The 18,493-nt window shown below is 62.1% G+C and carries 19 protein-coding genes; 8 read left to right on the plus strand and 11 right to left on the minus strand.

Annotation, left to right across the window (positions count from 1 at the left end):
* Positions 1–34: 34 nt before the first annotated feature.
* A complete protein-coding gene (locus tag BBX50_RS07385) occupies positions 35–811 on the minus strand; it encodes a DUF3108 domain-containing protein (RefSeq protein WP_065774673.1) in 777 nt (258 codons plus the stop codon).
* A gap of 381 nt (positions 812–1,192) precedes the next feature.
* Here BBX50_RS07385 and rpmB point away from each other — a divergent pair, with 381 nt between their 5' ends.
* Positions 1,193–1,483 (plus strand): 50S ribosomal protein L28, encoded by a 291-nt coding sequence (gene rpmB / locus BBX50_RS07390; protein ID WP_034806568.1) that lies wholly within the window; start codon positions 1,193–1,195, stop codon positions 1,481–1,483.
* Positions 1,484–1,636: 153 nt separating this feature from the next.
* Positions 1,637–2,281 carry a queuosine precursor transporter gene (locus BBX50_RS07395; RefSeq protein WP_065774674.1) on the plus strand — a complete coding sequence of 215 codons (645 nt, stop codon included), beginning with the start codon at positions 1,637–1,639 and terminating at the stop codon, positions 2,279–2,281.
* 209 nt (positions 2,282–2,490) lie between these two features.
* Here BBX50_RS07395 and BBX50_RS07400 read toward each other — a convergent pair whose 3' ends face one another.
* From BBX50_RS07400 to BBX50_RS07420, 5 genes are all read right to left on the minus strand, one after another.
* Positions 2,491–2,973 carry a GNAT family N-acetyltransferase gene (locus tag BBX50_RS07400; RefSeq protein ID WP_320410500.1) on the minus strand — a complete coding sequence of 161 codons (483 nt, stop codon included), beginning with the start codon at positions 2,971–2,973 and terminating at the stop codon, positions 2,491–2,493.
* A gap of 292 nt (positions 2,974–3,265) precedes the next feature.
* A complete protein-coding gene (locus BBX50_RS07405) occupies positions 3,266–4,270 on the minus strand; it encodes an esterase-like activity of phytase family protein (protein WP_065774792.1) in 1,005 nt (334 codons plus the stop codon).
* A gap of 185 nt (positions 4,271–4,455) precedes the next feature.
* Positions 4,456–6,351, minus strand: coding sequence for a cobaltochelatase subunit CobT (gene cobT / locus BBX50_RS07410; RefSeq protein WP_065774675.1), 1,896 nt, complete (start codon positions 6,349–6,351; stop codon positions 4,456–4,458).
* A 205-nt stretch (positions 6,352–6,556) separates the two neighbouring features.
* Complete coding sequence (gene cobS / locus BBX50_RS07415; RefSeq protein WP_034806552.1) at positions 6,557–7,552, minus strand: cobaltochelatase subunit CobS; 996 nt, start codon at positions 7,550–7,552, stop codon at positions 6,557–6,559.
* Between the two features lie 74 nt (positions 7,553–7,626).
* Positions 7,627–8,262, minus strand: a complete 636-nt coding sequence (locus BBX50_RS07420) for a J domain-containing protein (RefSeq protein ID WP_065774676.1) — start codon at positions 8,260–8,262, stop codon at positions 7,627–7,629.
* A 148-nt stretch (positions 8,263–8,410) separates the two neighbouring features.
* On the opposite strand from BBX50_RS07420, the gene BBX50_RS07425 reads away from it, so the two are divergent.
* Positions 8,411–8,692 carry a BolA family transcriptional regulator gene (locus BBX50_RS07425; protein WP_065774677.1) on the plus strand — a complete coding sequence of 94 codons (282 nt, stop codon included), beginning with the start codon at positions 8,411–8,413 and terminating at the stop codon, positions 8,690–8,692.
* Between the two features lie 15 nt (positions 8,693–8,707).
* Here the strand turns inward: BBX50_RS07425 and BBX50_RS07430 are convergent, their stop codons facing one another.
* From BBX50_RS07430 to BBX50_RS07440, 3 genes are read right to left on the minus strand one after another with little or no spacing between them, the layout of a single operon-like run.
* Entirely contained in the window at positions 8,708–10,015 is a 1,308-nt protein-coding gene (locus tag BBX50_RS07430) for an HlyC/CorC family transporter (protein ID WP_065774678.1), read from the minus strand.
* On the minus strand, positions 10,012–11,145 hold the full coding sequence (gene aroB / locus BBX50_RS07435) for a 3-dehydroquinate synthase (RefSeq protein WP_065774679.1): 1,134 nt from the start codon (positions 11,143–11,145) through the stop codon (positions 10,012–10,014). The genes BBX50_RS07430 and aroB overlap by 4 nt, the downstream gene beginning before the upstream one ends.
* Positions 11,138–11,728: a shikimate kinase gene (locus tag BBX50_RS07440; RefSeq protein ID WP_065774680.1), complete on the minus strand. Its 591-nt coding sequence runs from the start codon at positions 11,726–11,728 to the stop codon at positions 11,138–11,140. The genes aroB and BBX50_RS07440 overlap by 8 nt, the downstream gene beginning before the upstream one ends.
* Positions 11,729–11,965: 237 nt before the next feature.
* Here BBX50_RS07440 and BBX50_RS30430 point away from each other — a divergent pair, with 237 nt between their 5' ends.
* The 5 genes from BBX50_RS30430 (at position 11,966) to BBX50_RS07460 (ending at position 16,041) form a co-directional block, all read left to right on the plus strand.
* A complete protein-coding gene (locus BBX50_RS30430) occupies positions 11,966–12,115 on the plus strand; it encodes a hypothetical protein (protein WP_139108309.1) in 150 nt (49 codons plus the stop codon).
* Positions 12,112–13,068, plus strand: coding sequence for a site-specific tyrosine recombinase XerD (gene xerD, locus BBX50_RS07445; RefSeq protein WP_065774681.1), 957 nt, complete (start codon positions 12,112–12,114; stop codon positions 13,066–13,068). The genes BBX50_RS30430 and xerD overlap by 4 nt, the downstream gene beginning before the upstream one ends.
* Positions 13,069–13,131: 63 nt before the next feature.
* On the plus strand, positions 13,132–14,085 hold the full coding sequence (locus BBX50_RS07450) for an acetyl-CoA carboxylase carboxyltransferase subunit alpha (protein WP_065774682.1): 954 nt from the start codon (positions 13,132–13,134) through the stop codon (positions 14,083–14,085).
* A 259-nt stretch (positions 14,086–14,344) separates the two neighbouring features.
* The gene (locus BBX50_RS07455) at positions 14,345–15,805 is read left to right on the plus strand and encodes a murein L,D-transpeptidase family protein (protein ID WP_065774793.1); all 1,461 of its coding nucleotides are present in this window, start codon (positions 14,345–14,347) and stop codon (positions 15,803–15,805) included.
* Complete coding sequence (locus tag BBX50_RS07460) at positions 15,805–16,041, plus strand: sulfurtransferase TusA family protein (RefSeq protein ID WP_065774683.1); 237 nt, start codon at positions 15,805–15,807, stop codon at positions 16,039–16,041. The genes BBX50_RS07455 and BBX50_RS07460 overlap by 1 nt, the downstream gene beginning before the upstream one ends.
* Before the next feature lie 96 nt (positions 16,042–16,137).
* Here BBX50_RS07460 and BBX50_RS07465 read toward each other — a convergent pair whose 3' ends face one another.
* Complete coding sequence (locus BBX50_RS07465; RefSeq protein ID WP_065774684.1) at positions 16,138–17,277, minus strand: GTP-binding protein; 1,140 nt, start codon at positions 17,275–17,277, stop codon at positions 16,138–16,140.
* 12 nt (positions 17,278–17,289) lie between these two features.
* A complete protein-coding gene (locus BBX50_RS07470; protein WP_065774685.1) occupies positions 17,290–18,375 on the minus strand; it encodes a D-alanyl-D-alanine carboxypeptidase family protein in 1,086 nt (361 codons plus the stop codon).
* Between the last annotated feature and the right edge of the window lie 118 nt (positions 18,376–18,493).

The following is an 18,493-nucleotide window of genomic DNA, read 5'->3' on the forward strand; positions in this document are numbered from 1 at the left end:
TGAATTTAGCCTTTTAGTTACACGCCATCGTGCGTCAACCACCAAATCGCGTCGCTGAAACCGTCACCGGCCCAAGCTTTGTGGGGATGCGAACATAGACAGGTGCATAGACGTTCACAGTCTGCGCCTTGGCGAACCAGATTTCCATTGTCTGCAGCCGACGCAGATATTCGACGTCCTCGCGCCCCTTCTTGTAGCCGGCCTTCGGCACGAAGCGGATGCCGCACACGATCACCTCTCCCTCGAAGCCCTTCGTCTTGAAGGGTCTCGTGCCCTTCGACGAAAGCTTGATGTCGAGCCGCGACTCGCCGTCAAAGATCGGCAGTGTATTGGGGCAGACCCGCGCGTCGGCGGGGATGATCAGTCCGGAAAGCGGGTCGAGCACGTTGCGCATGTCGCGGGATGTCACCGGTACCCAGTTCTTTGGCAGCGGCGTGCGCTTCGGCGTCATGCTCGCACGCACCACGTTGCCGTTGCGGTAGGTGACGCTGATCGCCCGGCTCTTCGAACCGCTGCGATAGGACATCGAATATTGCGAGGCACGCAGGTAGTCCTTGTCGACGACGCCCGAAACCTGCGTCTGCCCGGACGTGCGGCTCAGAATGTCGAGCAGACCGGCCGACTTCAGCGTCCCCGATATCGTGTAGCGATTCTTTTGAAGCTCCGTATGGAAAGAAGCGCGCGCCACCGGCAGACCGGCCAGCGAGATGCTGTAATCCGTCAGATGCTCGACATCGGCGGCCGATGATGCTGTGGAAAACAAGACCGCGGATAGCAGCATTGCCCCGCGAAAGCCATTTCGCAACTTCATGCCCTGAAAAATCCATCACTTGAATATCGCCGCAATACCCTGAAATGCAGGCTCTTTGCGGCTTTTCTGCGCCAAGTTCGCTGCGTCAGCGCTTCTGCCTCTCGGTCGGGCTGTCACGCGTCCTTGTGGTAAGAAATAGCGCATGGCAAAACCGCTTGGAATGGGTCTAGCGAGGCATTATTCTCAATTCAACGATGCTTTCTACGTGAAGAACGGCCGGGAAAAACCGCGGTTTTCCGAGAATGCAAGAGGTTTGGCTTGACGGGCGGGCCGTCTCTGACTATAGAACCGCGACTTTCCAATAATGGCCTAGGAACGCGGCCTGGGCTCTGGGCCCGCTACCGCGCATTGTCCGGCGGCGATAAAGAGAATAGGTGTACCATGTCCCGTAGTTGCGAATTGACCGGCAAGGGCGTCCAGTCGGGCAACAATGTTAGCCACGCCAACAACAAGACCAAGCGCCGGTTCCTGCCGAACCTGTGCAACGTCACGCTGATTTCCGATGCTCTCGGCCAGCGCTACCGTCTGCGCGTTTCCGCAGCTGCTCTCCGCTCGGTTGAACACCGTGGCGGCCTCGACGCCTTCCTGCTGAAGTCGGACGAGAACGAGCTGAGCATGCGTGCTCGCCTGCTGCGTCGCCAGATCGTCAAGAAGGTTGCTGAAGCCGCCTGATCGGCGCCAGCGTCCTGTCTTTGACACGCGTTTAAAAGGCTTGCGGGTTCATCCGGCAAGCCTTTTTCTCGTGTGCACGATTTTGCTTTCGTCGGCCGGGAGCTCTACCCTGCCTTGATCCCTCTAGCTGGTGGCATCTCCCAGGATAAAAAAATGCTGATCAACCGCACGTTCTTCATCTATGTCGCGCTGATGACCCTCGTGGTCGTGGCCTCGAACTTCCTCGTTCAGTATCCTTTGCCGGGCTCGATTGCCGGCATGCAGCTCGGTGACCTGCTCACCTGGGGCGCTTTCAGCTATCCCTTCGCCTTCCTGGTGACCGACCTCACCAACCGCCACTTCGGTCCACGGATTGCACGCCGCGTCGTGGTTGTCGGCTTCATCGTCGCGATCCTGCTCTCCTTCCTCGCCGCCACGCCGCGCATTGCGATCGCTTCCGGCTCGGCCTTCCTGTTCGGTCAGCTTCTGGATATCTCGGTGTTCAACAGGCTGCGTCGCCAGAGCTGGTGGCGTGCACCGCTCGCCGGCTCGCTGATCGGCTCGGCGCTCGATACCGCGATGTTCTTCTCCTTCGCCTTTGCGCCATTCTTCGTGTTCTTCGGACCGAACGACAGCTTCGCGCTGGAAACCGCTCCGCTTCTCGGCGTGCTTTCGTCCGAGGCGCCGCGCTGGATTTCCTGGGCGATCGGCGACTTGAGCGTCAAGATCCTCTGCGGCCTCGTCATGCTGCTGCCCTATGGCGCCCTGATGAACGTGATCAAGCCTATGCCATCAACCGAAGCAAAGGCATCGGCCTGATACGCGTCACGCAAGCCGCCTGCAGACACGCTGCCGGCGGCATGACGTCTTCATTCGGCACTGGGCAGGGAAGGACGGCGACCGCCACCCTTCCCCTGCCTGACCGGCTAGAGCGCCGTGCGTTCATATGAACGCACTAAGGACGCTCTAGCACTTTGATTCTAGAGCATCTTTCCGCCTCATGTGAACCCACTTGAGAGCGGGATGCTCTAGCGCCCCTTCAGAAGCATCTGAGCGTTTTCGAATGGCAGGCCCTCATCGTCACTTGGCCGCCGCGACAGCTCTTCAAAGCCCAGATTTTCGTAGAAGGCATAGGCTTGCGTGTTGGCGGTGTAGACCTCCAGCCGAAGTTGACCCTTCTGCCGCAGGGCGTGCGATATCAGCAGGCGCCCGATGCCAGCGCCCTGGTGTTTCGGAGAAACAAACAGTCCGCCGATGAAATCGTCGAGCAGGCTGATGAACCCGGCCGGTGCGCCGTCGCGTACCGCAACCCATGTCTCTGCCTTGGGCAGATAGACGGTCTCAATCAGCACACGCTGTTCGCTGAGACGGGTCTCGCCGACAAATGCGTGCGCCGTTATCGAGGCCTCGAACCACAGATGGCCGAAAGCTCTTCCATATCCGCAGCCTGATAGGCGCGGATGTTCACATCCATATTTTTCATGATTTTCCGTTTGGTAGATATGCGTCAAGAGACGGCGCCTGTTCGGCGCCTTGAACAACCGCGAATGCGGACAGATTGTCAGCCTCTGCGCATAGGTCTCCTTCAACGGACGATCGGCCAATAGGCCCGCGCAGGAAGCGCGTCAAGCACTGGAGCCGATCTTCTCACAAATGCAGCTCGCGCAGGGCAGACCTTGACGCTCTCTTGTATGAACCTTCGCAACTCCGGACGGAAAACCGCTGCGCACTTTTCCTGGAATTGTCGTTCAAGGGTTCGCAATTCCGGACGGAAAACCGCTGCGCACTTTTCCTGGAATTGCTTTACTGCGTCAAAGCCGTCGTCAGCCGGAACTCGAGCATCAGGTTGCGCTCGAGGATCGAATGGTTGTCATCGGAGACGACGACGACGCGGACTTCGCCGTCGGGCCGCACGATGACATCGAGACCTTCCATGTTGTCGATCTGGTAGCGCATGTCGGCTTCGAAGATCACCTCGCCATCGACCACGGCACCAGGCTTGATCGTATCCCCGGCAATCCTGCGGATCTGCATGCCAAGACCTGAGCCGAACGAGAAGCGCCGCTCTAAGAGCAGGAGGTCGCCGTTGGGCAGGAAGGCGCCATCGGTCGCCGCATAGGGGTCTTTGCGCACGACGCTGAACGCGCCGCGTTGCGGCCCGTCGAGAATGCCGGCCAAGAGATTGTCCGCCTTGTCGACGCTGCGCTCGGCAATGGCAATCATCGCGCCGGCCAGGGGGCTGTCCTTCGGTGAGACGGCGATCGTCTCGATACCGGCATTGCTTCGTAGTTCGTTTATCGGGAACGGCAAGGCGAGGCTTCCGATTGGCGTTGCAGCGGCAAAGCCCGGATCCGGATAGATGTCGATGCGGTGAGCCTGCTCATAGCTGACGACCACCTGCCCCGCCCGCAGGGCAAGCCCCTCGGAATCCACCTTCCACTTCGCAAGGCCAACGTCACCATTCCGATCCGCCATCGGGGTAGCGATGAGATTGGTGACACCGGAGAGCCGCCCCTGCGCATCGCGGGTCACCGCACCTTCGAGCCAATGGCCGGTATCCATGACGGCGACGAACGAGACGCCATCAGGACGAAAACGGATCGCCGAAACGGCACCGAACAGCGAATTCGGCGACGTCATCTCGAGCCCACCGACAAATTCGAGCGCGCCGAACCGGGTCGTGCTCGCTCCGACCTCGAAATTGCTGATCTGGCGGCTACGGATCGGCAGGTTTTCGCTGTCTGGAGCGGACCATGCCGAGCTGGCCGAAGCCAGGAGGAAAAGGGCTAGAAGTCCGCGGCCAAGCATGGAGAGAAGTACCTTCAGGGAAGCATCGGGAATGAAGCGGCGTGCGACCACAGGGAGCGCCACCACTCACGGTAGCTTGGTAGACTGTAAAACTTTGTCCGTAAATTGACCTCGACCACCGGCAGAATTTGCAAACGCCGATAGGAGGTCCGGAAGCGGCACAACACCGCTCCCGGTCGGACGGATCACCCGGCGCGGCGAAGACGCGAGGGACCGCGGCGCTGGCTCTCATCCTCGAAAAGCGCCGCAAGCTGCTCGGTCATGGCGCCGGCCAGTTCGTCGGCATCGACGATGGTCACGGCGCGACGATAGTAGCGCGTCACGTCGTGTCCGATGCCGATCGCCAGCAGTTCCACCGGCGAGCGCGTTTCGATCTGCTCGATCACCGCGCGCAGGTGGCGCTCCAGGTAGTTTCCGGGGTTCACCGACAGCGTCGAGTCATCGACCGGCGCGCCATCGGAGATCATCATCAGGATGCGGCGCTGCTCGCGACGCGCCATCAGTCGCTCATGCGCCCACATCAGCGCCTCGCCGTCGATGTTCTCCTTCAGCAGTCCCTCGCGCATCATCAGGCCGAGATTGCGGCGCGCCCGGCGCCAGGGCGCATCAGCGGACTTGTAGATGATGTGACGCAGATCGTTGAGCCGGCCCGGCGCCTGCGGCTTGCCGCCGGCGAGCCACTTCTCGCGCGACTGCCCGCCCTTCCACGCCTTGGTGGTGAAGCCGAGGATCTCGACCTTGACGCCGCAGCGCTCAAGCGTGCGCGCCAGGATATCGGCGCAGGTGGCAGCAACCGTGATCGGGCGGCCGCGCATCGAGCCGGAATTGTCGATCAAAAGCGTCACGACGGTGTCGCGGAAATTGGTGTCCTTCTCGCGCTTGAAGGAAAGCGGCTGCATCGGGTCGATGATGATGCGCTGCAGCCGTGCCGTGTCGAGGTAGCCCTCTTCGAGGTCAAATTCCCAGGAGCGGTTCTGCTGCGCCATCAGCCGGCGCTGCAGCCGGTTGGCAAGACGGCCCACCGCGCCCTGGAGATGGGCAAGCTGTTTGTCGAGAAAGGCGCGCAGCCGGTCGAGCTCGGCCTCGTCGCAAAGCTCTTCCGAGGCGATGGTCTCATCGAACTCGCGGGTGAAGACCGCGTAGTCGACCTTCTCGTTGAAGTCGGCAAAGGGCTGGTTCGGCCGCTTGACCTCGCCCGGCGTTTCGCTGTCCTCGTCGCCCTCGTCCTGGAGATCGTCGTCGGAGATCTCCGCGCCGTCCATCTCGCCTTCTTCCATCTGCTCTTCGGCAGCCTGGTTTTCATCGGCGGGGGCGGCATCGTCGCCGGCTTCCTCGTCGCTGGCGTTCTCGTCCTGCTCCTGGCTGCGCGGCTGGTCCTCGTCGGTCTCGCTTTCCTGCTCGTCCGGCTCGACGTCGTCGTCGCCGTACTTCTCCGCGACCTCCATCGAGGTCAGCATGTCGCGCACGACCCGGGCAAAGGCCTGCTGGTCGTTGATCGCCGACGACAGGTTCCTGATGTCGCCGGACGCCTTGCCTTCGATGAATTCGCGCCAGAGGTCGAGCACCTTGCCGGCCGATGCCGGTGGTTTTTCACCGGTCAGCTTCTCGCGCACCAGAAGCGCCACGGCTTCTCCGAGCGGCGCGTCCGCCTGCCGCTCGATCGTCGCGAAATTGGCCTTGGCGTATTTCTCCTCGAGCATGACGTTGAGGTTCTTGGCAACACCCGCCATGCGCAGCGCACCGATCGCCTCGACGCGAGCCTGCTCCACAGCGTCGAAGATTGCCCGCGCGTCGGCCCCCTGCGGCGACATGGTCGCGTGGATGCGCGCGTCGTGGCAGGCCTTGCGCAGCGCCATGCTGTCGCCGAGACCACGGGTGACGGCAAGCTCCTGCAGCGTCGGACGTTTCGAAAGCTCCGGCAGGCGAATGCGCTCGCCGCTCATGCCGGGCCGCTCGTTGGCGAAGGCGACTTCCACCTCGGCATCGCCCGCGATCGACCGGATGCAGCCGGAAAGCGCCCGTTTGAACGGTTCGGCAGCATTCTCGCGCGTGGTTGGCTTTGCCTTCGAATTCGAGCTCACGACAGTTCCTTCTTCAGCCAGAGGCGATGGCGCCCCGACTGCATGTTTCCTTTGATCGCAATCGATCAAAGGACAAAAACATGCAGCAATTCAAGTACTGCAGCGACCTTTGCGCGTCTGACAAGACGCGCGGCGCTGCAGGGCATCATCAAGTTTGCCACAGCGTCATAGCCCGCCCTCCCCCGCGGGGGACGGCAGGCCGGGATCAGGCGGTGGCTTCGAGCACGATGTTGGCAGCGCTTTCCTTCAGCTCGATGCCGAAGGCGCGCTGGTAGTGCTCGGCGACCAGCGCCCGCTCCAGCTCGTCGCACTTGTTGAGGAAGGTCACACGGAAGGCGAACGCGATGTCGCCGAAGATATGGGCGTTCTCTGCCCAGGTGATGACCGTACGCGGGCTCATGACCGTCGACAGATCGCCATTGATGAAGGCCGCACGGGTGAGGTCGGCAACACGCACCATCTTGGAAACGGTCTCGCGACCCTTGTCGGCGGTGAAACCCTTGACCTTGGCGGCGACGATGTCGACTTCCTTGTCATGCGGCAGGTAGTTGAGCGTCGTGACGATCGACCAACGGTCCATCTGCGCCTGGTTGATCTGCTGCGTACCATGGTAAAGGCCCGTCGTATCGCCGAGGCCGACCGTGTTGGCGGTCGCAAACAGGCGGAAGGCCGGGTGCGGACGGATGACGCGGCTCTGGTCAAGCAGCGTCAGACGGCCGGAAGACTCCAGCACGCGCTGGATGACGAACATCACGTCCGGTCGGCCGGCGTCGTATTCGTCGAAGACGAGCGCGACATTGTGCTGGTAGGCCCAGGGCAGGATGCCGTCCTTGAACTCGGTCACCTGCAGGCCGTCCTTGACGACGATCGCGTCCTTGCCGACGAGATCGATACGGCTGACATGGCTGTCGAGGTTGACGCGCACGCACGGCCAGTTGAGGCGGGCGGCGACCTGCTCGATATGGGTGGACTTGCCGGTACCGTGATAGCCCGAGACCATCACGCGTCGGTTGTGGGCGAAGCCTGCGAGAATGGCGAGCGTCGTTTCGCGGTCAAAGAGATAGTCCGGATCGAGGTCCGGCACGTAGGCGTCGCCCTTCGAATAGGCAGGAACGCGCAAATCCGTATCAATGCCGAAGACCTCCCGGACAGAGATCGTCGTGTCGGGGAGGTTGGAAATGTCGAGGTCAATCTTGCTCATCATGTCTCCAGAGCGGCCACCGGACGGCACCCGCGCATTCGCCTGCAAAAGTGCTTCTGTAATAATCCGGGTTGTTAGCAGAAACCAGCCTGTTTTAACAATTGGTAGGCTTGAATAACCGCGCGAAAACGCTCTTCCGATCCTCTATCTCCGCCATTGGCATCGGGGTGATGCTTCTTGACGAGATCCTTGTAGGCAGCCTTGATGTCGGCAGCTGTCGCCGAGGCGCCGAGACCGAGCGTTTCGAAGGCCTTCGCCTCGAGCGTCTTCAGTTTGCGCTGGCGCGGCTCCGGGCGGCCGGAACGGGCGCGCGCCTCGCTGACGAAGCCGAAGGGATCGCGCATGCGGGCCTGGGCGCCGGCCGAGCCCGACCGCATCTGCGACTGGCTCGGGCCGTTCTTGGCATTCTTGTTGACGCCGACAGTCCAAGTCGGCCGGTGACCGGTCACCGCCTCCTTCTGGTAGCGGGCAACCTCGCTGTCGGACAGGCCAGAGAAAAAATTGTAGCCCTTGTTGTACTCCTTCACATGCTCGAAGCAGAACATGAAGTACTGGCCCTCGGCATTGCGGCCGACCGGAGCCCGGTGCACGCCCTTCTGATCGCAGCCGTCCCACTGGCAGACCGGTGCAGCCGGCTCCGCCTGCGGCTCAACCTTGCGCCGGGTGCGAATGCGATCGAAGTATTTTGAATCGAGTCTCATGGCGCTCATTATGGGGTTTGGCCGCAGCCACAACAAGAATTGACAAAGCGGAATGTTGCTGGCTTTGTGCGGGCATTTTGCGCCGCCAAGCCAGCGACTACCGGGTACTGCAGATCCGCGAGGGGGCGTCAAGCAACCAAGGAAATGGGACGGAAGAATGTCGCTCACGGACACGATCGAAAAGAAGCTGATCGAGGCCTTCCATCCAGAGAGATTGGTGGTCATCAACGAGAGCCACATGCATGCCGGGCATCAGCCGGATTTCGATGGCGGCGGCGAGACGCACATGCGGGTGCGCATCGTTTCAAGCGCGTTTACGGGCATGAGCCGCGTCGCCCGTCACCGCGCCATCAATGACCTCTTGAAGCCCGAACTCGATGCCGGTCTGCACGCACTGGCCGTCGAGCCGGCAGCGCCTGGCGAACCGACCCGCTGGTAGGCGATAGCGCGGCGATCAGACCGGTGGGGCACCCTCTTCCGCCGGACGGATGCGCAGCTTGGTGATCCGGTTTTTCACCCGCTTCATCACGATGAAGCGCTTGCCATGGAAGGTGAAAGCCTGGCGCTCCTCGGGAATGCTCTTGGATTCGTGGATCACCAGCCCGGCGACCGTCGTCGCCTCCTCGTCGGGCAACGTCCAGTCGAGCGCACGGTTGAGATCACGGATCGGCACCGAACCATCGACGACGATCGAACCATCGGCCTCCTGGCGCACACCTTGGATGTCGAGATCGTGCTCATCGGCAATGTCGCCGACAATCTCTTCCAGAATATCCTCCAGCGTCACCAGCCCCTGAACCTGCCCGTACTCGTCGACGACGATCGCCAGATGCAGCTTGCGCCGCAGGAAGGCATTCAGCTGGTCCTTGAGATTGGTCGTATCGGGTACGAACCAGGGTTTTTGCGCGATCTTGACGATATCGAGGTTTTCCGGCTCGACATTGGGCTCCGCCAGCGCCCTGAGCAGATCCTTCGAATGCACGACGCCGATGATGTTGTCGGTCGAGCCGCGCCAGAGCGGCAGCCGCGTGAACGGACTTTCGAGGATGTCGCGGACACAGCTTTCGGGCGGCTCATCGGCATTGATCGCCCGCATGCTGGTGCGGTGGATCATGATGTCAGAGATTTCGAGCTCGCCGAGATCGAGCACGCCGCCCAGCCGGTCGCGGTCAGCCTTGATCACCGAGCCCTCGCGGTGCAAAAGGTCCACCGCGCCGCGCAACTCCTCATGCGCCGAGAGCATCGACATATCGGCGGCAAGATTGACGCCGAAGAGATGGAGAAGACGCCGGACGATGCCGTTGACCAGGCTGGAAACCGGGCCGACGACCGCGACGAAGGGCCGGACCAGAGGGGCGACGGCGATCGCGAAGCGGTCCGGCGATGCAATCGCCCAGCTCTTCGGCAGCACTTCCGAAAAAATGACGAGCAGCACAGTCATCGCGAGCGTCGCAATCGCCACGCCGGAATCTCCGAAGAGGCCGATCAGGAGGCTCGTCGTCAGCGACGAAGCGAGAATATTGACGAGATTGTTGCCGATCAGCAGCGTCCCGATCAGCCGGTCGCGCCGCTCAATCAGTCGGTTGACGATGCCGGCGCGCTCCTCGCCATTGTTCTCCAGCGTATGCATGCGCGAGCGCGAGGCTGCCGTCAGGGCCGTTTCCGAGCCGGAGAAGAAGGCCGACAGCAGGAGCAGGCAGAAGACCGAGACGATCGACAGCCAGTATTCCGCCAGGAAGGCAATGAAGGCTTCGCCGGTCATTGCGGGTGTTTTTCCCTCAGGAAGCTCAAGACCTCCGACGCCGGAACGTCATCGGCAACAAAGGATTGTCCAATGCCGCGCGTCAGAATGAAAGTGAGCTTGCCGCCCTTAACCTTCTTGTCCTGAGCGATCGCATCCATCAGCCGTTCGGCCGGCGGCAGCGTGCCGGGGATCTCCGACATGCGCGTCGGCAGGCCGACTGCCTTCAGATGCGCCTCGACGCGGGCTGCATCGTCGGGGCTCGCAAGGTTCATGCGTGCCGAGAACTGATGCGCCAGCACCATGCCGATCGAAACGCCCTCGCCATGCACCAGCCGGGCACTGTCATATTCGGTTGCCGCCTCCAGCGCATGGCCGAAGGTGTGGCCGAGATTGAGAAGCGCGCGCAAGCCGTTCTCGCGCTCGTCCGCGGCAACAACATCCGCCTTGGCCTGGCAGCTGACCGCAATCGCCTCGATACGGGCGCTACCTCCGGCAAAGACCGCCTGCCAGTTCTTCTCGAGCCAGGCAAAGAAGTCCGGCTTGTCGATCAGCCCGTATTTGGCGACCTCCGCATAGCCGGCACGGAACTCGCGCGGGCTCAGCGTGTCGAGCACGTCCGTATCGGCCAGCACCAGATCCGGCTGGTGGAAGACGCCAATCAGGTTCTTGCCGTGCGGCGAGTTGATACCAGTCTTGCCGCCGACGGAGGAATCGACCTGCGCCAGCAGCGAGGTCGGGATCTGAATGAAGCGCGAGCCACGACGCACGATGCCGGCGGCAAAGCCGGTGAGGTCGCCGATGACGCCGCCACCAAGCGCAATCACCGCGTCGTTGCGCTCGATCCGGGCGCCAAGCACGGTTTCGCAGACCGGGATCAGATGCTCGAAGCTCTTGGTCTTCTCGCCCGCCGGCAGCACAAGAGACACAGCCTCGATGTCGTGCCCCTTGAAGCTCGCCATCAACGGCTCGAGATAGCGCGGCGCCACATTCTCATCGGTGATCACAGCCATCTTGCGCCCCTTGAGGCGGGCGGCAATCTCCTGGCCGGCAGCGGCGATCAGCCCGGGACCGATGAGGATATCGTAGGAGCGGTCGCCGAGGTCGACGCGGACCTTGCGTTCGGCTGCGGGCATCGCGTGGCTATTCATGGTTCTTCTTGTCCTGGTGTTCGATGACGGCAGAGAGAACTTCCTCGACCATCGTCTCTTTCTTCACATCGCGCGACAGCACCGTCAGATCGGCTTCGGCATAGACCGGGTAACGCGCATTCATCAGGTTTTCGAGTGTCTGCCTGGGGTTCTCCGTCTTTAGGAGCGGTCGGGTATCACGCTTGTTGACCCGCTCCCACAAGACATCGAGCTCGGCATTGAGCCAGACCGTCAGACCACCCTTCTTGATCTGGCGGCGCGAGCGTTCATTGATGTAGGCGCCGCCACCGGTCGAGACCACGCGTGGTCCGCTCCTCAAGAGCCGTTTCAGCACCCGCGTTTCCAAGGCTCGGAACTCCTCCTCGCCGTAGCGGGCGAAAAGGTCCGAGATCGTCATGCGCGAGACGCGCTCGATCTCATGATCGGAATCGACGAAGGGAATGCCGAGTGCCTGGGCCGTCAACCGACCGATCGCCGACTTGCCGGCGCCCATCAGGCCGATGAACACGAGATTGCGTTTACCGAGTACAAGCTTCGCCCGCTCGGCAAGCGTTGCGGAAACCGGTTCGATCACGTCGTTCATTGGACTTCTTATTCCCCATTCCCTTCCGGTATCGACAAATCGGGGATGAGCGTCAAGTCGTCGCGCACGTTGGCTCACGGTTCTTGAACTTGGCCGAAGTGGCGTTCATATAGGTCTGGCACCCGCCATGGCGCGGCGCATTCATTTCGGGTGCGCGTACCGCCCCGGCTGTTCGAACACCTGCATGGGTTTCCTTACGTCCGCTTCGATCGCAGGAGACATGCAGAGGAGACTGAAATGCCGACGCTCTTCCGCTTCCTGTTCTTTTGTCTGGTTGTCGCCGGGATAGTGTACGGCACGATGGTCTCCCTCGTCACCTTCGTCGAGCCGACGGAGCGCGACGTGACCGTAAAGATTCCGTCCGAGCGGGTGAACAAAACCCAATGAGCGATTTCTCCGCCGCCCATGTCGAGGCCTTCCTCGAAATGATGAGCGCCGAGCGAGGTGCTGCGGTCAATACGCTACAGTCCTACGAGCGCGACCTTGAGGATGCCTCCTCGCATCTGCGGACACGCGGAACCGGGTTGACGGGGGCGACCCCGGACGACCTTCGCGCCTACCTCGCCCACCTCGCCGGCCAAGGCTTCAAAGCCTCCTCCCAGGCGCGGCGCCTGTCGGCGCTCAGGCAATTCTACAAGTTTCTCTATGCCGAGGGCCTGCGCGGCGACGACCCGACCGGCATCCTCGACGCCCCGAAGAAAGGGCGCAGCCTACCGAAGACGCTGAGCGTCGATGACGTCTCGCGGCTGATCGGACAGGCCGAGAACGAAGCCGCATCAGGCGGTCCGGACCATCTAGCGAAACTGCGCATGCATGCGCTGATCGAGCTTCTCTATGCCACCGGCATGCGCGTCAGCGAACTTGTTTCGCTTCCGGCAAGCGTTCTTGCGCAGAACGGCCGCTTCCTCGTCATCCGCGGCAAGGGCAACAAGGACCGGCTTGTGCCGCTTTCGCAGGCGGCCATCCGGGCGATGCGCGTCTATGGTGAGGCGCTCGCGGCGGAGATGGCGCGCGAGGAAGCGGGCAACAGCGAGAGCCCGTGGCTCTTCCCCTCCTCCGGCAAGCAGGGTTTCCTGCCGCGGCAGGTCTTTGCCAGGGATCTGAAATCACTCGCCGCACGCGCCGGCATAAGGGTCGCCACAATCTCCCCGCATGTACTCAGGCACGCCTTCGCCAGCCACCTCTTGGCCAATGGCGCCGACCTTCGCGCCGTGCAGGAACTGCTGGGGCATTCGGACATTTCAACGACACAAATCTATACGCATGTGCTGGAAGAACGGCTGCACAACCTCGTGCAAAACCATCACCCTCTTGCCAAACAGGCGAAAAAACAGGATTAGGACCGCCGGGAAGCTGGTTTCGGCCCGCATATCCTTGTCGCAAAATGATCGGAAACGCATCTCATGCACAACTATCTCGATTTCGAAAAACCCATCTCCGACCTCGAAGGCAAGATTCTCGAATTGAAGAAGCTCGCCGGCGAAGACGAGAGCGTGAACACTTCGGATGAGATCGAACGCCTGGAGACGCGCGTCCGCGACGCGATGGTCGAGATCTATTCCAAGCTGACGCCCTGGCAGAAGACCCAGGTCGCCCGTCACCCCTCGCGCCCGCACTTCCTGGATTATGCCGCCGAACTCTTCACCGAGTTCACGCCGCTTGCCGGCGACCGCAACTTCGCCAACGACGACGCCATCCAGGCCGGCCTTGCGCGGTTCCGCGGCATGCCGGTCGCCGTTCTCGGCCAGGAAAAGGGCAACGACACCAAGTCACGCATCAAACACAATTTCGGCAGCCCCCGTCCTGAAGGTTACCGCAAGGCGATCCGCGTCATGGAAATGGCCGACCGCTTCGGCCTGCCGCTGATCACGCTCGTCGATACCGCAGGCGCCTATCCGGGGGTTAACGCCGAAGAGCGCGGCCAGGCGGAGGCGATTGCCCGCTCGACCGAGATGTGCCTCAATGTCCGCGTGCCGATCGTCACCGTCGTTATCGGCGAAGGTGGCTCCGGCGGCGCCATCGCGATCGCCACCGGTAACCGCGTCTACATGCTGGAACACGCGATCTACAGCGTCATTTCGCCGGAAGGCGCTGCCTCCATCCTGTGGCGCGATTCCACCCGCGCCAAGGAAGCCGCCAGCAACATGAAGATCACGTCCGAGGACCTGAAGGCACTTGGCGTCATCGACGGCATCATTCAGGAGCCGGTCGGCGGAGCCCATCGCGATCCGAGCGCGGTCATCGGCCGCACCGGCACCGTGATCGCCGACGCGCTGAAGGAATTGTCCGGACGCAGTGGCGACCAGTTGCGCACGGATCGCCGACAGAAGTACCTCAATATCGGCCGCAACCTCTGAGCTGAAACAGGATGCGGGCCGAAGCCCGTATCTCGTTTGGTCGGACGGCGCGCGATTGCGACAGTGGATTTCGCAACCGCAAATCGGACTATGGCCAAATCTTGGCCATATTCATGAGGTCATGAACAGCGTCGTCGGCAGGGCTCCCTGCAGGGTTAAGAATTCGTGAAGTATAATCGCTTAGTGATTCTCTGAAGAGCCCACCCCTTGCGAACTTGGGCTCTCCTAGTTGAGTTTGGGTTTGAACGGGCCTCTGCTGATGCGTTTCTGGAACCTTTTAGCTTCCGCCGCCATTGTCGCTGCACTTGCCGGCTGCACCAACGAGGCGCTCGACGCCACGACGTCGGTCGATATCAAGTCCGTCAAGAACAAGACCGAGTACCAGGTCTCTGCCCCGATGGTCAAAAAGATGAGCGAGCTCGGGATGCAGAAAACTGCCCCGATCGCGCTGCGCATCTTCAAGGAGGAGGGCACGCTCGAGGTCTGGAAGGCCAACACCGCCAACCGTTTCCAGCTCTTGAAAACCTACAAGATCTGTGCCTGGTCCGGGAAGCTTGGGCCCAAGGTAAAGGAAGGCGATCGTCAGGCTCCGGAAGGCTTCTATCCGCTCTTCCCGCACCAGATGAACCCCAACTCGAACTATTATCTGGCGATCAACACCGGCTATCCCAACGCCTTCGACAAGGCGAATGGCCGCCAGGGCACGCATCTGATGATCCATGGCGCCTGCTCGTCGTCGGGCTGCTACTCGATGACCGACGAACAGATGATCGAGATCTTCGCGCTCGCGCGGGATAGCTTCAAGGGCGGCCAGGAGAGCGTTCAACTCCAGGCCTTCCCTTTCCGCATGACCGCGGAAAACATGGCGCGCCACCGCAACAATCCGAACATCGACTTCTGGAAGATGCTGAAGGTCGGCTACGACCAGTTCGAAATCACCAAGCGTCCGCCTGAAGTGAACGTCTGCGAGAAGAAATACGTCTTCAACCAGCAGGCCTCGGGCCCGTTCAATCCGGGTGGCCAGTGCCCGGCCATGTCGACCCCACCGGCGCTGCAGGTGGCGATGGCAGGTTTCGAGAAGACCTACCAGACCGACTATGACAAGGCCATGAAGAAGTATGACGGCATGGTCTGGTACGAGCCGAGCGAAGCCGAACGCAAGGCGATCGTCGCCAAGCAGCGCGTCGGCCGCGAGCTCGCCTATGCGCCGACCGGCAACTCCTTCGACGCCGGCAAGCTGATGAAGGCGAGCGATCTTGAAAAGAAGATCGCCGATCAGAAGGAAGCGGAAGAGACCAAGCAGGCCATCGAGATCCAGAAGAAGGAACTCGAAAAGGCGACCCAGGGCGGCAAGCATGTCCCGGTTCCGGCCGCCAATCCCGTTCCGCAGCCGGTGATGCAGGCAGCCGTCGAACAGCCCGCGAAGAAATCCTTCTGGAGCCTGTTCTCGAAGAACGAGCCCGAACTGCAGATGCCCGCTCCTGTCGTCGTGACGCCGGATCAGCCGGCGAACGGGCAGCAGGCAGCCGTCGCACCACAGGCACTGGCGCCGGCGAAGGTCGAGAAGCAGACGCCGGCAGTGGCCACGGCCGCTGCCCAGCAGCAAACCGCCGCCGCTTCAACGGCGACGACGCCCGCTGCGGACGCGGCTGCCGAGACGCCCGTCGTGACCGAAGAGCCGCCGAAGAAGCGCCCGTTCTGGAAGATCTGGGGCAATTGATGCCTGACGAAAAAAAGATCGTCTACGACCTGAGGGGGCTTAAGTGCCCCCTTCCCGTCTTGAAGACACGCAAGCGCATGTCCTCGTTGGCGCCGGGCGCGCTGATCGAGATCGAAACGACCGATCCGCTGGCGGTGATCGATATCCCGCATTTCTGCAGCGAAGACGGCCACACGCTCGAAGCGTCCGCGGCCGCCGACGGCGGCCACCGATTTCTCATCCGCAAGGGCAGCTGAGACGCCGCGGCAGGTCCCAGCATCGCTCTGACTTCGCTTGGCTGGTCAGCGCAGCTTAGGACGGAAAACCGCTTCGCACTTTTCCTGGAGCTTGCTTTAGAACCGCATGCCGGGGACTGCGAGCGGATTGTCGGACAGCGCCTGGGCGTCTGGCCGGTCGATGCGCGGCTTGCCGGTAAAGGCATCGAAAAGGTCGCGGACAAAGTCTTCCGTCAATCCCTTGGTGATCAGCACCATGCGGGTGCGCCGGTCATTCGGGTCGGGCCAGGCGGCAAGCCGCTCCGGCGTGTGGAAGAGGTTCTGCACGCCATGCAGCACCAGCGGCCGATCCGGCCTGTCGGCAACCGCGACGATCGCCTTCATCCTGAGCAGCTTTTCACCGTGTGCCGAGCGCAGGAGGTCGATGAACATGTCGAGCGCCATCGGCTCGATCGGCCGGTCATGCACGATGCTGAACGAGCGGATGTCGCCGCCATGCCGCGTCACATCATGATGATGGTGGTGATCGTGGCCGTGATGATGGTCACCGTGATCGTGGTGGTGATGATCGTGATCGTGGTGCGCCTCGTCCTGCAGCCAGCGGCCGACGTCGGCGATCTTCGAGGACGGGTCATAGAGACCGCAGTCAAACAGAGTGGCCCGTCCCGCCTCGGCGCTATCGCCGCCGATGAGCGGCGCGCGCGGGTTGAGCGCCCGGATGCGAGCCGTCACGGCGTCGCGCTCAGGCGCTTCGGCAAGACCCGTCTTGCTGATGACGATGCGGTCGGCAACGGCCACCTGCTTTAAGGCCTCCTCATGGTTGGCGATCGTCTGCAGACCGTTGACGGCATCAACGACGGTGACCACGCCATCCAGACGGAAATTCTGCGCAATGATTGGATTGCCGATCACCGATTGCAGCACCGGCGCCGGGTCGGCAAGTCCGGTCGTCTCGATGACGACGCGCTTCAGCGGCTTGATCTTGCCGGTCTGCATCCGATCCATGAGATCGGCGAGCGTGTCGACCAGTTCGCCACGCACGGTGCAGCAGAGGCAGCCGTCGGAAAGCTCGATGACGCCGTCGCTGGAGGCTTCCACCAGCAGATGGTCGATCGAGACGTCGCCGAATTCGTTGATGATGACGGCGGTGTCGGAGAGATCCGGATCCTTCAGAAGCCGGTTGAGCAATGTCGTCTTGCCCGCACCGAGAAAGCCGGTGAGGATCGAGACCGGCACCGCCGGCAAGGAACTAGACATCATGAACTCCGATCAGAACGTCGGCCGCGGCACGGGGATCGGCACATTGGCGGCGTCGCCCTGGCCGACCGGGTCGCCGGCAACTTTCGGCGCCTTTTCGCCGCTGCCGGCGATAAGACCGGCGAAGGCAAGCTTCAGCGGCCGGTTGATTTCGTGGATATAGGGCGAAAGCAGTTTCTGGCGTCCGGCCTCGTCGCGGCCCTCGCTGCGGACCTTGGCGGCCGCCTTGGAGCAGATCTGCTTGCTGACGTCGGCGACCATGTCGCGCGTCTCGCCATAGGCCGGGATTTGCACCAGCGACGGCTTGCCGTTGCCGCTCGTCGTCAGCGCCATCTGCAGGAGCCGCGCGGATTCGTTGGCGCGGGCGCCCAGGCTGTCCTCGCCGAGCACGACCGAGACGACGCTGCGCCCGTCACGGGTGGCGGACGAAACCTGGTTGAAACCGGAGGCGCAGATGAAGCCGGTCTTCATGCCATCGGCACCTTCGAAGCGGCCGATCAGCATGTTGTAGTTCGAATAGTTCTTCTTGCCGGTGGTGAAGCCCTCCAGCGAGAAATAGGACGCGTACTGCGGGAACTCGCGCTTGAGCGTGATCGCCAGAACCGCGAGGTCGCGCGCCGTCGTATACTGGCCGGGACCCGGCAGACCGTTGGGATTGGTAAAGTTCGACGACGTCATGCCGATGCGGCGCGCCTCGGCGTTCATGCGCTCGATGAAGGCCGGCTCCGAGCCGCCGACCGTTTCGGCGATCGCGACCGCCACGTCGTTTGCCGACTTGACCAGCATCATCTTCAGCGCGCTGTCGAGCGTCATCGCCTGGCCGGGCTTGTAGAACATCTTGCTCGGCGGCTCAGATGCCGCATTCTTGGTCATGATGACCGGGCTCTCAAGCGTGAGCTGCCCGGTCTTGATCGCACGGAACGCCGTATAGGCCGTCATCAGCTTCGTCAGCGACGCCGGATACCACTTCTGGAAGATGTCCTGGTGCTCGTAGACCTTCAGCGAATTGACGTCGACGACCAGCCTCGGATTGGCTGCAGCCGGCAGCGCCGCAAGAAGCGTCGCGCAAGTCGCCGCCGTGACGCCGAGCGCCTTCATCTTGCCACGCGTGAAAAATCCTGCTGTCACCACGATAGAACCTCGAAAATCCGCTGTTGCCTCGTCTCGTCCGGCTATTTAGCCTATATGGCAAGGAGATGGCAAAGCCCATTCGCAG

It is taken from the genome of Ensifer sp. LC11, assembly GCF_001695835.1.
In the GTDB taxonomy this organism is placed as follows: Bacteria; Pseudomonadota; Alphaproteobacteria; order Rhizobiales; family Rhizobiaceae; genus Ensifer.